This is a genomic window from Austwickia chelonae, from assembly GCF_003391095.1.
Classification (GTDB): Bacteria; Actinomycetota; Actinomycetes; order Actinomycetales; family Dermatophilaceae; genus Austwickia; species Austwickia chelonae_A.
The window spans coordinates 3,200,513-3,215,249 of record NZ_CP031447.1; the positions used below are offsets into that span (position 1 = coordinate 3,200,513).

Consider the following 14,737-nt stretch of genomic DNA (forward strand, 5'->3'; position numbering starts at 1 on the left):
AACTATGATCGGAGGCACACTCGCCTCAAGCACAGCCCTTGCCGCTCCACCAAGCGGAGAAGCAGACGCCTCGACACTCATCGTCGGTGGCACCCCCGCCAAAGACGGCGAGTTCCCCTTCATGGTGTCGCTCCAGCTCAACGGCGAATCATTCTGTGGTGGTTCCCTGATCAACTCCACCACGGTGCTCACCGCAGCACACTGTGTGAACGACGAAACCGCTGAAAGCGCCAAGAAGATCACCCTGGCCATCGGGCGCACCGTCCTGTCCGACGAGACACAAGGCGTCGACCGGAAAATCCGCTTCACCGGCGGGTCCCCCGACATCACGACCCACCCGTCCTACGGCAAGAAAGTCGGCTACGACGCTGCCCTGATCCGTCTGGACAAACCGGTGAACAACATCACCCCGGTCGACCTGCCCGAAGCCGGATCGACCGCCCTGTACAAGCCCGGATCCATCGCCACTGTCATCGGCTGGGGCACCACCCGAGCGACCTGGCCGCCGAAGTACCCCGACCGGCTTCTCAAAACCAATGTCACCATCCATACCCCGGCGCTCTGCGCCAAAGCCGGTGGCGACGACTACAACGCAGAAACCGACTTCTGCGCCAGCGCCGAAGGCAAGGACTCCTGCCGAGGTGACAGCGGCGGCCCGATCATGCGCAAGGTCGCCGGACGCTACTACCAGATCGGCGTGGTCTCCTGGGGCAAAGGATGCGCGCAGAAGAACAACCCCGGTTTCTACACCTCCACCGCCTCCGAAAAGGTGCGAGAGGGACTCGGTTTCTAAAAGGAACACCCGCACCTCACCGGCCACGTGCAAGGGCAGCCGACCTTGCTCTGCCGACCCACACAACACAGGACATGCCCGCCTCGTCTGCACTCCGACGAGGCGGGCATGTCTGCTGAAAATCTTTCTTCCTCAAATGATCTGTCACATAAGGCGAGCCTTATACTTGTTGACTCGGTGCAGAAACGGGAAGTCGGTGCAAGCCCGACACGGTCCTCGCCACTGTGACCGGAGAGCTCCGCCTCGACGATGCCACTGAACCACCAGGTTCGGGAAGGCCGAGGCCAGCGTTCGATCCGGGAGTCAGGAGACCGCCTGCACCGGCACCCAGATGCCGAACCACGAGAGATGGCCTGGCCATGACGACACCCGTCCGCAGTACGCAGCCCCTCAGGCCGCGCCCTCCGGCAGGGCCCGGGCACAGGCTCCTCTCCCACGGGGAGGCAACGACCATCGTTGCCGAGGAGAGCAGCATGAGCGACCGACGAACCCTGACCGAACGACTCGACACCGGGCCGGTGATCTGCGCCGAAGGATTCCTCTTCGAACTGGAACGACGCGGCTATCTCACCGCCGGTGAGTTCGTCCCCGAAGTGGCCCTGGAGAACCCCGACGCCCTCCGCACCCTGCACACCGACTTCCAACGTGCCGGATCGGACATCGTCGAAGCCTTCACCTACAACGGGCACCGCGAAAAGATGCGGGTCATCGGCAAAGAAGACCTCCTGGAACCGTTGAACCGGGCCGCTCTGCGCATCGCCCGAGAAGTGGCCGACGCCCACCCCGGCGACCTCATGGCCGGAAATATCTCCAACACCAACATCTGGGATCCCGCCGACCCGGCCCGGCAGGCCGAGGTCCGCGGCATGTTCGAAGAAATGGTGGGCTGGGCCGTCGACGAAGGCGCAGACCTGATCATCGGCGAAACCTTCTACTACGCCGGTGAAGCAGAGACCGCACTCGAAGTCGCCGCCGCCAGCGGACTACCCGTCGTGATGACCCTCGCCCCGATGGCCGGCAACCGGATGTCCGACGACGTCGGCATCGTCGACACCGCTCGACGCCTCGAACAAGGCGGCGCGCAGGTCGTCGGCCTCAACTGCTTCCGCGGCCCGCGGACAATGCTGCCCTGGCTCCAACAGATCCGCGAAGCCGTCAGCTGCCATGTCGCCGCGCTCCCCATCCCCTATCGCACCACCGAGGAAGAACCCACCTTCTTCAATCTCTCCGACCCGACCGCCACCACCCCCTCACCGCACGGCCGGACCTTCCCCACCGCACTGGACCCGCTGTCGACCAACCGGTACGAGATCGACGCCTTCGCCCGGCTCGCCTACGGCATGGACGTGCGCTACCTGGGCGTGTGCTGCGGAGCCTCACCGATGCTCATCCGCCAGGTCGCCGAAGCCGTCGGCCGGACGACAGAAGCCAGCCGGTTCTCCGAGCGCATGAGCAACCACTTCATGTACGGCACCCACGACCGCCTGCCCGAGCACATCGCCGCGCTGGGCGCCCGCGCCTGATCACCCCCGTCGTCGCCCCGGTGCCCCTACCGGGGCGACGACGGCCCGCGCCCCAATAGCCGAAATGTCTTGCCCCGGATGGACATTTGTTCTCCCTGGCGTTGCATGAGGAGACCTGTCCGAGTCAGGTCAGCCCAGTTCACCGGAACTCCGATCCGCACCGAACCGTTGCCCCTTCTGCTGTCCTGCACCATATTTTCACTGTTCGGCAAGGACCTCTCATGCACAGAATCGGTAAAGAACTGCGCGACCTCAGGGCCACAGCTGCGGTCCTCGGCATCTTGGCCATCGGGGTCGCGGTGCCAACGCTGTCAGCAGCTGCTCTCGGCACTCCCAGCGATGCCGTCACAACCGGGCAACGAGACCGACTCACCGTCGATGCCACTGGCACCCACGTCGAATGGGCTGCCCCCGAACACTGGCAGCGCCAGGAGCAGGTGCGCCGGAAATATGCCCGGTATGTCGACGGGGAACGAGCGCTGTCCCTGACCGTGATCAGTTCCGTCAAGGATCAGCAGACCGCCATGGAACGTCAGGTCCGCTCGGCCGCCGCCTCCGGGCAGAACCTACGACTCACCGAACAGAAGATCTCGACTGCGAACGAGTTCTCCGGCTTGTCCTGTGAAGTCACCGGCGGAAACGGAGCCGGGCAGGGCCGCTGCGCGATGGTCGGGCGCGACGGTTTCCTGATCGTCATCACCTCGACCGCACCGACGGACAAAGAGCCTCTGGACATCACCACGCTGATCGACTCCCTCACGGTCAAGAAGGAAAAGGCATGAACGACCTCCGCCGCGGAGAACGCCTGGCGACAGCGAACCAGAAGCCCGGCGACGAGTTCTACCGCCCCCGGTCAGCTCTGTGGTGGTTCTATCTGATCAGCTGCGCACTGTGCGGAATCGCGCTCGCCGTCTTCCTGTGGCCCCGGGTCGCCCCGCCAGCGGGGACGCTGCTGTTGACCTCGCCGTTGTCCCTGGGAGGTGTAGCGCTCTTCGTCCTGGCGATGGCGGCCTGTGATCCCTACCGGGCCCGTCGCCCCCGGATCATGCTGGCCGCCTTCGTCAGCGGGGCCACGATCGCCGCCTACCTGTCCGTGAAGGTCAATGCGGCTCTCCCGGTCGTCGTCCTGCACCTGCTGGGCGAACAGTCAGCCCAGCAATGGTTCGCCGGATTAGTGGGGCCGACGTCCGAGGAATGGATGAAGACGGCCTGCATCCTGCTCGTGATGCTCATCGCCCGGGAAACGATGACGAGACCGATGCACGGGCTGATGGTGGGTGGTTTCGTCGGTCTCGGTTTCCAGGTCCTGGAAAACCTTTCCTACCTGGCCAAAGGCGCATTGGACAGCCCGGACAGCGATATCAAGGGGCTCCTCCTGGTGGGATTCGTGCGCTTCTTCAGTGGTTTCACGTCACACCAGCTGTACAGCGCGATCATCGGGGTCGGGGTCGCCGTCCTGCTCGGTCGTGTCGTCGGAGACAAGTGGTCCTTGAACCGTCGTCTTCTGGTCTTCACCGGTTTCTACGCGCTGGGTTGGTTCATCCACTTCCTGTGGAACTCGCCGGCCCCGACAGCCTGGGGCAACGCCGGTGTCATCGCCTTGATGCCGGTCAAGATCGCCTGCTACCTGGCAATGCTCACGCCGGTGCTGCGCTGGGTATGGCGGCAGGAACGCGACTACCTCCGGGCCGCCGCGAGCGCGGTCACCGGCGATCAGCTGGATGAACTCGAAAATGCGGCGATCGGTGATCGGCGCACCCGTAGATCCTTCGTGAAGGAGACCCGACGTCGGGGAGGACGTAGCGGGGTGCGCCGTGCCCGTCATGAGATGCGGATCTACCTGGAGCGGCTCCAGGAGTGGGGCCGTTGCAGTGCTGGTGCCGACACGCCTGGCATTCGGAAGACCTTATAAGTCAACGGTTTTCGTTGAAAAATAGGATTTTGTCCATCTTTGGTGGAATGCTGGAATAGCTGCCCCCAAGGCCAGGTCTGGCCTCGGCAAAGAAAGACAAGATCCTGGCCGGTCCCCCGCTGCGCCGTCCCGGGCGCTCCTACTCTGTTCGCGTCCGAAGATGCACCGCAGCCGAGAGGAGCCCCAGCACATGTCCAAGTCCAGCAGGAAAGGCCGCCTCCTGAGTGTGGCAGCAGCAACGATGCTTGTCGGTGGATTGCTCACCCCCTGCACCACCCACGCCTCACCACCAGCAGACCCGACGCCATCGCCTCGGATCATCGGCGGTGTTCAAGCCGAGGAGAACGAGTTCCCGTTCATGGTGTCGATCCAGGCCGGGGAACGGCACTTCTGCGGGGGGTCGCTCATCGACGCGAACACCGTACTGACCGCAGCCCACTGCGTCAGCGAGAGGGTCGGCAGCACAGCCCAGGGCGTGAACCTGGTGATCGGCCGGACGACTCTCTCCGACTCCTCCCAAGGAATCACCCGCAAGATCAAGGTCGTCAACGGTCAGGCCGACATCACCATCCATCCCCGGTACGCCGTGATCGCCGGTTACGACGCAGCGTTACTGCGGCTGAACGAACCTGTCCACGGGATCACCCCGGTAGCGCTACCCCCGCGAGGAGCAACCGGCCTGACCACCTCCGGTCGGGCGACCGTCATCGGTTGGGGAACCGTCGACCCGTCAGGTGAACGAGACATGCCTGACGGGCTGCGCAAGGTCACCATTCCGCTGCACTCGACAGCGGCCTGCGCCGAGGACGGCGGCCACGAGTACAACGCAGCCACCGACCTGTGTGGCGGGTCCGCCGGTAAGGGGGCTTGTTTCTCCGACAGCGGCGGCCCCTTGGTACGTCGGCATGCCGGTCGTCTCTACCAGATCGGGATCGTCAGCTGGGGCAAGGCCTGCGGGCATGCCGAGCACCACTCGTTCTTCACCTCGACGGCCTCCTCGACATTGTGGAACACCTTCAGGTCGTGACCATCGGCTGATCGATCGCGAAGGTGGGCCTGGCCGTGCCGGTGCACGGCCAGGCCCACCTTGACGAGAGAGCTCAGGTCAGCGGCTCGAACCGGCTCGTGAAGAAACGCAGAGTAGGCGACTCGTAGACGAACTTCAGGCCCTTGATGTGCTCACGGTTCCGGTAACACTCGATGACCGCATCGGCCACGACATCCATGTGCCGGTCGGTGTAGACCCGGCGCGGGATCGTCAGGCGCACCAGCTCCAGGGCCGGGAAACGGTCCTTGCCGTCGGCCCCCCGCCCCGAGGACACATTGCCGCGCTCCATCGAACGCACCCCGGACTCGACGTACAGCTCCGCGGCCAGGGCCTGCGCCGGATACTCCTCCTGGGGGACGTGCGGCAGGAAGCGGCGCGCGTCGAGGAAGACCGCGTGCCCGCCGATCGGCTCCACGATCGGGATGCCCGCTTCGAGGAGACGTTCACCCAGGTAACGGACCTGTCCGATGCGGTGCGCCAGGTAGTGGTCGTCGACGGCCTCGCGCAGCCCGACCGCCATCGCCTCCAGGTCGCGCCCGGCCAGCCCGCCGTACGACGGCATGCCCTCGAAGACGACGACGAGTTCGCGGGCTGCGACGAGGATCCTCTCGTCGCGCATGGCGAGGAAACCACCGATGTTGACCAGGCAGTCCTTCTTGCCCGACATGGTCAGCCCGTCGAAATAGGACAGCTGTTCCTTGACGATCTCGGCGCAGGACTTGTCGGCATAGCCTTCTTCACGTTCTTGGATGAAGTAGGCGTTCTCGGCGAGCCGGGTCGCGTCCGACCACATGATGATCTTGTGGTCGTCGCACACCCTGCGGACGGCGCGGATGTTCTCCATGGAGACCGGCTGCCCACCGGCCAGGTTCACGGTGAGCGCCACATTGATGTAGGCGATCTTGTCGGCGCCGACCTCGTCGATCAATTTCTGGAACTTGTCCAGGTCGACATTTCCCTTGAAGGGGTGCGGGGCGGTGGGGTCGTGGGCCTCGTCGATGATGACGTCGTGGAAGGTGGCACCGGCCATCTCCTGGTGCAGGCGCGTGGTGGTGAAGTACATATTGCCCGGCACGTGCATGCCCGGCTTGATGAGGATGCGGCTGATCAGATGCTCGGCGCCCCGCCCCTGGTGGGTGGGGACGACGTACGGGAAGCCGTAGACCTCTTCGACGGCCTCCTTGAGCAGGTCGAAGGACTTCGCCCCGGCGTAGGCCTCGTCGCCGACCATCATGTGCGCCCACTGCTGGTCACTCATCGCGGAGGTTCCGGAGTCGGTGAGCAGGTCGATGTAGCAGAGCTTGGAAGGCAGCAGGAAGGTGTTGTATCCGGCGTCCTTGATGGCCTGTTCGCGCTGGGCGCGAGTGGTCATCGTGAGGGGCTCGACGGTCTTGATCCGATAGGGCTCAGCGGCCTGGGTGCGTACGGGTGACATCACAGCCTCCTGACATGTGCACGGGGCGAAGGATTTTCGGGCACTTCACGTATCTCGATGCCACTCATCCTGGCATTGCGTCCACTCTTTCGTCAGCAGATTGTGCAGGTTGTCCACAACATCGGCGTGTCAGCTCGAAATAGTGTGCATTGCGTTCAGCCATAGCGACCAGCGCAACCGGCACCCTGGCGAATCGACCAGGAAAATACTTCTCAGACATCAGTTTTCACTTGATGTCCGGGGTCCGCCGACCTTCTCCGGCCACTCCCCCCGAGAGGACTCCCGCACCGCAGGAACAGCCGCGAGCGCCACGATCAGCAAGGCCGAAACCACCCCGAGCGCGCGCAAGACACCGACGTGATCGCCCAGCCATCCGAGGCCGGGCGGGCCCATCAGGAAGGCCCCGTAGGCGATGGTGGAGACGACGCTCATCCGGGTCGCGGCCCGGGCCGGATCGTCGGCGGCAGCGCTCATCCCGACCGGGAAGCCCAAGGAGACCCCGATCCCCCAGATCGCCGCCCCGAGGTAGGCCAGTGGTGCGCTGCCGAAGACCACCAGGAGTGACCCCGCCCCGGCGAGGACGAACAGCGACCGGAGGACAGGTACCCGGCCGTACCTGTCGAGCAGAGGCGCGCCGAACCATCGTCCGGCCGTCATGAACCCCAGGAAGACGGCGAACCCGAGCACGCCGGCCCACTGCGGCAGGTGGTAGCCGTCGATGAAGGCCACCGACAGCCAGTCGTTCGCGGCCCCCTCGGTGAAGGCGGCGACCATGGTGACCAGGCCGATGAGCAGGGTGCGCGGCTCGCGCCAGGCCGATCCGCCCGCCGATGGGTCGACTGCCGTCGTCGCGGACGGCTCAGGTTCGTACGGCTCAGGTTCGTACGGCTCAGGTTCGTCCGTCTCTTCAGCGCGGGGGAGGAAGGAGCGCACGCAGAGGGCCACCGCGAGAAAGATCAACGGCGCCGCCACCCAGAAGTGCGCCACGATCGGCACCCGAGCGGCGGTCAGCCCGGAGGACAGGAGCGCCGAGAGCACCGTGCCCAGGCTGAATGCTGCGTGATAGCGAGACATGATCGTGCGGCCCAGGTGGTGTTCGACTGCGGCACCTTCGATGTTCATCGAGACGTCCCAGACACCGATGCCGAGCATCGACAGGAAAAGCGGCAGCATCGTGGCCGGGACGGAATGATGCACCCCGGCGGTGAATCCGACGACCATCAGCGCGGACAAGGTGAGGGCAGCACCTGTGCGGACCGACCAGGCCGCACCATAGCGATGCACCAGGCGGCCGGCGAAGGGCAACCCGATGAGTGAACCGGCCGACCCGATCAGCATGAGCAGGCCCAGCTGCCCTGGCGTCAGCCCCAGGTCTTCCCGGAGGGTGGGGATCCGCCCGGCCCAGGTCGCGAAGGTCCACCCGTTGATCGCGAAGACGAGGCTCGTGGCGACCTTGGCCGCTTCGAGCCTCTCCGGGGCGTGACCGGGCAGGGGCACGACTGTCATCCTGTCAGGTCGAGTCGTTCCCGCAACCCGTCGATGCCCTCGATGCCCTCGAAAAGATGGGTGTTCACTCCCCCAGGACGCGATCCAGGTACGGGTTCGCGAAGAGCCGCCCCGGATCGACCCGGTCACGCACTCGCACCGCGTCACCGAACCGCGGATACAAAGCCGCCAACCGCTCTGCTGTCAACCGGTGCAGCTTGCCCCAGTGCGGGCGGCCGTCATGACGCTCCATGACGTCCTCGAAGACGCGGAACACCCGGGTGTGGTCCTGACCGACGTACTGATGCACCGCGATATAAGCCGTCTCCCGCCCCGACCCCGTCGACAACCACAGATCATCCGCCGCCGAATAACGCACCTCCAAAGGAAAAGTCACCGGCTCTCCCGTCCGTTCGAACCAATCCCGCAGGAAAACCAGGATCTCCCCGACCGCATCCCGCGGCACCGCGTACTCGCTCTCCCGGAAACGAACCGTCCGCGGCGAGACGAACACCCGATGCGACACATCGGTGTACTCCCGACGGGAAATAACCTTCGCCCCTATCTGATTCACCGCAGGCACCCACGACGGACGCAGCGTCGCAGCCCGATTCGCCGCCGCGAACAAACGGTTGTCGACGACGTCGTCGGCCCACCGCCGACGCCACTCCGGCAGAGGAGCACCCGACCGGTCCTCCGGAGGCAAGCGGTCGTTCCGCTTCACCAGGCAGGAATCCGTGTGCGGGAACCAGAAGAACTCCACATGGTCGCGCTCCGTCATCACCTCGTCCAAACGAGGAAGCAGCTCCGAAAGCTTCTCCGGCGACTCCACCGCCCGCACCCGGAAAGCCGGCACGCAGCCGAGCTCGACCTCGACGACGACGCCGAAGGCCCCCAGGCCCACGCAGGCCGCCGCGAACAGCTCCGGCTCCTCCGTCCGCGAACACGCCACCACCCGCCCGTCGGCCATCACCATCCGCAAACCCGTCACGAAGGAAGACAGACCACCGAACACGGCCCCGGTACCGTGAGTGCCCGTACTGATCGCTCCCGCGATCGTCTGCGCATCGATATCGCCGAGATTCGGCACCGCCAGCCCTGCCTCGTCCAGCAGCGCGTTCAACGCGTGCAATGTCGTCCCCGCCCCGACCCGCACCCGGATGCCCGCCTCATCGACCACGACCTCCCGCAGGCCTGCCACCCCTGACAGGTCGAGGAGGACCCCATCGGTGTATGCCGCCCCGGTGAACGAATGCCCCGCCCCGACCGCTTTGACCCGTAGCCCTTCCGCCGCGGCCTCCGACAACACGGCCGCAACCTCGTCCTCGTCCCGAGCAGACACCCGCCGAGCAGGGAAAGCCTCCACCGTGCCCGCCCAATTACGCCAGGGCGCCACCTCCTCGGACCACGAAACCCCCTCCGTCGCGAAACCACCCGTCGACAACGACCCACGCATCATTCCTGTACCTCCTCGTCAGGCCCGGCCACCCGGCAACCGGTATCCGTCGTATACGGCGACAACTCAACCGAAAGAACGCCCCTCCCCCCGATAGGTCGGCACCATGCCGTGCCATCGGCCGCCCTCCACCAGAGAGACCTGGCCGAAACGCTCCAGGGGCTCCCCCGCCTTCGTCGGACGCAACCACACCAGCTCCCCCACCTGCGGAATATGCGCACCCCGCGCCACCCGCAGCGGCGTCTGCACCTCCCCTGCCCCCTCAGCAGCCGTCAACCGCAGACCAGTCGGCCACACCGGACGAGGAAGCCGCGAGCGCCCCGCCGCGCCCGAGGCGACATATCCCCCTCCGAAGACCGTCACCATCCCAGGAGCCGGACGGCGCACCACCGGCACCACGACGAACAACGCCGGACGCGGCGACCATCCCCGATAACCGTCGAAAGCCGTCGGCGCATACAGCCCCGACCCGGCTGCGACCTCCGTCAGGCACGGGTCCGCGCCGGTCACCCGCAGGCTTCCCGACCCGCCACCGTTGACCAGACGCAGCGGCGGCACGCCCAACCGCTCCAGTTCAGCCGCGACCGCTGCGACCACCTCGCCCCGGCGCATCCGCAATTCCCGATCCGACAAAGCCTTGACCGCACGCACCGCCATCGAACGATCCGGCAATCCTGCGATCTGGGCGTCGTAGAACATCAACCCGGCCACCTGGCATCCCGGACGGGTCGCCACCCGCCGGGCCAAGGCCACCACCTGCTCCGGGGTCCGCAGCGGCGAGCGCCGTGCCCCGAGATGGGCCGGGCCGATGCGGAGGGAGGCGTCGACGTCGAGGCAGATCTGGACCGGGGCTGCGGTGTCGGTGGTGTCGCCCAGTTGGTTTTCGTCGTCGATCATGACGGTGATCCGTTGGGCGGCTGTGGCGGAGGAGGTCAGTCGGGCCCAGGCAGTCCGGTCCGTGCTCGGGTAGGCGACCAGGACGTCGTGGAAGGTGCTGTCCGGGCTGTCGGCGAGCCAGAGTGCTTCGGCCAGGGAGAAGGCCATCAGTCCGGCGAATCCGGGGAGTGCGAGGGTTCGTTCGAGGAGTGGTCGGCAGCGTACCGATTTGGTGGCGACCCGGATGAGGCGTCCGGCGGCGCAGGTGCGGAGGAGTTCGGCGTTGGCGGTGAAAGCGGTGAGGTCGACGACTGCGGCCGGTGCATTGACGCGTCCGGTGGCGTGGGCGGTGTGCACGGCGGCGCGGATGTCCTCGCCGGGTTCGCCGCGGTGGGCGTTCACGGGGGGGTGGCTCCTTCGGCTGGGGATGTGCGGCCGGTTGGGCACAGCGTACGGTGCGTCGGCCTGTCGTTCGACGAGTCGGCGCGTCGGTTAACGTGATCGGTGGGGTCCGGTGCGCTGATCCGCCGGGGGTGGTGTCCGGTGGCGTGGCTGCGGGTGGGGTGCGGCCCGGTGGCAGGTGGGCCCCTCGAAGGCATCCGTAGATCCGTTGACCCTGGAGGGCAGCCGAGTGGCTTACCGTCGTTCACCGAAGGAAATCGAGCAGATGCGTCCGGCTGGTGAGTTCGTGGCGCAGGTCCTGGAGGATCTGTGTTCTCGGGTCGCGGTGGGGACCAATCTGTTGGAGATCGACGAGTGGGCTCATGAGGCGATCCGGGCCCGGGGTGCGATCAGTTGTTATCTGGACTATCACCCGTCCTTCGGGGGTTCACCGTTCGGGCATGTCATCTGCACATCGGTGAATGACGCTGTCTTGCATGGGCTGCCGCACGATTACGCCTTGCGGGACGGTGATCTGCTCAGCCTGGATTTCGCGGTGTCGGTCGACGGCTGGGTGAGTGATTCGGCGCGCAGCGTCATCGTGGGCACTCCGCGCCCGCAGGATCAACGGTTGATCGCGACCACGGAGGAGGCCTTGGCGGCGGGGATCGCGACGGCGCGGGCGGGAAAGCGGTTGGGGGATGTGTCGGCGGCGATCGGTGCGGTGTGTCGTCTGGCCGGGTATTCGGTGAATCTGAAGTTCGGGGGGCACGGGGTGGGCCGGACGATGCATCAGGAGCCGCATGTGCCGAACAACGGTTTCCGCGGTCAGGGGATCACGTTGCGGCCGGGGCTGGTGCTCGCATTGGAGCCGTGGCTGTTGCACAGCACTGCGCAGGTGGTGACAGACCCTGACGGGTGGACCTTGCGCAGTGTCGACGGGTCACGGGGCGCACATTCGGAGCACACGATCGCAGTCACGAAGGGGGATCCTCTCGTGTTGACCGCCCGTCCTGGTGCGTGACCGGGGGTTCAGCGGTCGGGTGCGTCCGATGTGGAGTGTGTCCGTCGGTCAGCTGAACCGTTGGTGGGCGACGTCGATGACGAGTCGTACTTTGCCGCCCTCGTCGATGACGTGAACGTTGAAAGGCAGTTCTTCGCGGACGCCGATGCCGATGGTGGTCATGCCTTCGAAGCTTCCGGCCCAGGCGACCTGTTTGAAGGCGGCGTAGCCGGTGACATCGGAGAGTTCGTTCTTGTCCGCGGGGATGAAGGTCGGCTGGGCTGAGGCGTCGTAGGAGGCTGCGCCGACCCCGACCGTCAAGAAGGCTCCTCCGCGGAGGGTGACGGGTTTGCCGGAGCCGTCCTGCAGGACGCGGGGCACGTACCGCACCTGATAGCCGGGTTTCTTGCTGGCGTCGCCGGACAGGTCGATGACGAGCCGGTCGAAGCAGTCCTGTTTTCCGGTGCGGACTCCGGTGACGGTCAGTTTCGACAGTGCGGTGTCGCCCGGTGTGGTCAGCGCGCCCTCGAAGGTGCATTTCTGGGTGCTGCTGGTCGTGGCACCGACCGTGGGCAGGGAGGACGAGGAGGTGGAGCTGCTGGACGACGAGGTCATCGACGAGGTCGATGCCGTGTTGGCCATCTTCTCCTGCCCGCCACCGCAGGATGCCACCACCAGTGGCAGACAGATCACGGCGAGGGCTCGCGCCAGCCGGGTCGCAGCTGGGATGCGCAGAGCGCGTGGTGTTGCCGTGCTCGTGCTCACCTGGTGAGTGTCGCACCTCGTGCTCATCTCGGACTCCTCCGTGGTCGACGTCAGCCGGTCAGGCGTCGTCTTTCATACCAGAATCGGCGTAGGCTCCCGGCACTCTCAAGCGCGTGGCAGTGATCGTGACGCCTTGGTGACCTGACTGCAGCCATTCGGTGACCGTTATCGCCGTTGATCGAACGGGGGCGATGATAGTTGCCCGACCCCCTGTGAAGGAGCTGATCCCATGTCCGACACGCTGCTTTTCCCCGACGATTTCCTGTGGGGCGGCGCAACAGCCGCCAACCAGATCGAAGGCGCCTACGACGTCGACGGGAAAGGCCTGTCGATCCGGGACGTGATGCCGCACGGCGGGCTGGCCGGGCCGCCCAGCGAAGCACCCACCGAGGACAATCTCACCCTGGTGGGGGTCGACTTCTACCACCGGTACGCCCAGGACATCGCCCTGTTCGCGGAGATGGGATTCACCGTCTTCCGGTTCTCCATCGCGTGGTCGCGGATCTTCCCCCGCGGTGACGAGAGCGAACCGAACGAGGCCGGGCTGGCGTTCTACGACCGGGTGCTCGACGAACTGGAGAAGCACGGTATCGAGCCGCTGGTCACCATCAGTCATTACGAGACGCCCCTGGTGCTGGCCCGCGAGTACGGCGGATGGACGAACCGCCGACTGGTGGACTTCTACGAACGGTACTGCCGGGTGCTCTTCGAACGGTACGGCGAGCGGGTGAAGTACTGGTTGACCTTCAACGAGATCAACTCGGTGGTGCATGCGCCGTTCATGTCCGGGGGGATCCCCACCCCGAAGGAGGAACTGACCGCCACCGACCTGTACCAGGCGATCCACCACGAACTGGTGGCCTCGGCGCGAGTCACCCGGATGGCCCACGAGATGATCCCGGACGTGCAGGTCGGGTGCATGATCCTGGCGATGCCGACATACCCGTTGACCCCGGACCCGCGCGACGTACTGGCCGCGAAGAAGGCCGAAGAGGTCAACTACGCCTTCGCCGACGTGCACTGCCGCGGCGAATACCCCGGCTACCTGCTGCGACGCTTCCACGAGGAGGGCATCGAGCTGGACATCACCGAACAGGACCGGGCAGACCTGAAACACACCGTCGACTTCGTGTCCTTCAGCTACTACATGAGCGTCTGCGAGACCGCCGACCCGGCCAAGCAGGTGCGCGGACAGGGCAACATCATCGGCGGGGTACCGAACCCGACCATCCCGGCCAGCGAATGGGGTTGGCAGATCGACCCGGTGGGCTTGCGCATCGTGCTGAACGACTACTGGCAGCGATGGGGCAAACCGTTGTTCGTCGTGGAGAACGGCCTCGGCGCGAAGGACGAACTCGTCCAGGTCGACGGGGCGTGGACGGTCGAGGACGACTACCGCATCGCCTATCTGAACGATCACCTGGTGCAGGTCCGTGAAGCGCTCGCCGACGGCGTACAGCTGCTCGGGTACACCACGTGGGGGCCGATCGATCTGGTCAGCGCATCGACGGCGGAGCTGTCGAAGAGGTACGGCTTCATCTACGTGGACCGGCACGACGACGGTTCAGGCACCTTGACCCGCTATCGGAAGAAGTCCTTCGACTGGTACCGCGAGGTGATCGCCACGCGAGGCGCTTCGCTGCGTTGACGGCCGGTCGCCGGTGGCCGGGTGACCTCGCGGGGGCGTCCGGCCACCGACGGCGTCATTTCTGGAGGAGCAGCCCGAGGCGACGCCGCGCCAGCCACAGCCCGCAGGCCCCCATGACGGCCAGGTAGACCACGGAGACGACGCTCGCCTGGAAGGACCCCCAGCTGACGGACTACCGCCGAAACTGACGGGGTGTCCGCGTAGGCCAGCACGATCTTTGAGCGCTGCACCAGCCGCGCCGGAGATGTCGGACGGCGTACCAACCCCGCGAGGACCGCCCGCTCATGATCGGTCAGGACAAGCGACTTCGCGACAGGACCCGGCGTACCCTAATCCTGCCCAATGACTAGCGAATTAACGACTCATAACACTAGCACTGTTGAGAGCATGAAGATGTGGCGGATGTTGTCGA

At 65.8% G+C, this 14,737-nt stretch carries 12 protein-coding genes and 1 riboswitch; of the genes, 7 read left to right on the forward strand and 5 right to left on the reverse strand.

The window, feature by feature from the left end; translation table 11 throughout:
* Nucleotides 1-4: 4 nt before the first annotated feature.
* From DX923_RS14060 to DX923_RS14080, 5 genes are all read left to right on the forward strand, one after another.
* The gene (locus tag DX923_RS14060) at nt 5-793 is read left to right on the forward strand and encodes a S1 family peptidase (protein ID WP_162873018.1); all 789 of its coding nucleotides are present in this window, start codon (nt 5-7) and stop codon (nt 791-793) included.
* 134 nt (nt 794-927) lie between these two features.
* Nucleotides 928-1,126: riboswitch (cobalamin riboswitch) on the forward strand.
* A gap of 140 nt (nt 1,127-1,266) precedes the next feature.
* Nucleotides 1,267-2,316, forward strand: coding sequence for a homocysteine S-methyltransferase family protein (locus DX923_RS14065; RefSeq protein WP_116115736.1), 1,050 nt, complete (start codon nt 1,267-1,269; stop codon nt 2,314-2,316).
* A gap of 221 nt (nt 2,317-2,537) precedes the next feature.
* Nucleotides 2,538-3,098: a hypothetical protein gene (locus DX923_RS14070; protein WP_116115737.1), complete on the forward strand. Its 561-nt coding sequence runs from the start codon at nt 2,538-2,540 to the stop codon at nt 3,096-3,098.
* Entirely contained in the window at nt 3,095-4,228 is a 1,134-nt protein-coding gene (locus tag DX923_RS14075) for a PrsW family intramembrane metalloprotease (RefSeq protein ID WP_116115738.1), read from the forward strand. Before DX923_RS14070 ends, DX923_RS14075 begins: the two co-directional genes overlap by 4 nt.
* Nucleotides 4,229-4,418: 190 nt before the next feature.
* Entirely contained in the window at nt 4,419-5,255 is an 837-nt protein-coding gene (locus tag DX923_RS14080) for a S1 family peptidase (RefSeq protein ID WP_162873019.1), read from the forward strand.
* A 73-nt stretch (nt 5,256-5,328) separates the two neighbouring features.
* Here DX923_RS14080 and DX923_RS14085 read toward each other — a convergent pair whose 3' ends face one another.
* From DX923_RS14085 to DX923_RS14100, 4 genes are all read right to left on the reverse strand, one after another.
* The gene (locus DX923_RS14085; RefSeq protein ID WP_116115740.1) at nt 5,329-6,711 is read right to left on the reverse strand and encodes a tyrosine phenol-lyase; all 1,383 of its coding nucleotides are present in this window, start codon (nt 6,709-6,711) and stop codon (nt 5,329-5,331) included.
* Nucleotides 6,712-6,930: 219 nt separating this feature from the next.
* A complete protein-coding gene (locus DX923_RS14090; RefSeq protein ID WP_116115741.1) occupies nt 6,931-8,217 on the reverse strand; it encodes an MFS transporter in 1,287 nt (428 codons plus the stop codon).
* Nucleotides 8,218-8,281: 64 nt separating this feature from the next.
* On the reverse strand, nt 8,282-9,655 hold the full coding sequence (locus DX923_RS14095) for a D-arabinono-1,4-lactone oxidase (RefSeq protein WP_240322650.1): 1,374 nt from the start codon (nt 9,653-9,655) through the stop codon (nt 8,282-8,284).
* Between the two features lie 63 nt (nt 9,656-9,718).
* On the reverse strand, nt 9,719-10,930 hold the full coding sequence (locus DX923_RS14100; RefSeq protein ID WP_240322651.1) for an alanine racemase: 1,212 nt from the start codon (nt 10,928-10,930) through the stop codon (nt 9,719-9,721).
* Nucleotides 10,931-11,159: 229 nt separating this feature from the next.
* Between DX923_RS14100 and map the strand changes: the two genes are divergently transcribed.
* A complete protein-coding gene (map, locus tag DX923_RS14105; RefSeq protein ID WP_116115742.1) occupies nt 11,160-11,933 on the forward strand; it encodes a type I methionyl aminopeptidase in 774 nt (257 codons plus the stop codon).
* A 48-nt stretch (nt 11,934-11,981) separates the two neighbouring features.
* Here the strand turns inward: map and DX923_RS16345 are convergent, their stop codons facing one another.
* Nucleotides 11,982-12,677 (reverse strand): AMIN-like domain-containing (lipo)protein, encoded by a 696-nt coding sequence (locus DX923_RS16345; RefSeq protein ID WP_162873020.1) that lies wholly within the window; start codon nt 12,675-12,677, stop codon nt 11,982-11,984.
* A 229-nt stretch (nt 12,678-12,906) separates the two neighbouring features.
* On the opposite strand from DX923_RS16345, the gene DX923_RS14120 reads away from it, so the two are divergent.
* Nucleotides 12,907-14,325, forward strand: coding sequence for a glycoside hydrolase family 1 protein (locus tag DX923_RS14120; protein WP_116115744.1), 1,419 nt, complete (start codon nt 12,907-12,909; stop codon nt 14,323-14,325).
* Nucleotides 14,326-14,737: the final 412 nt, after the last annotated feature.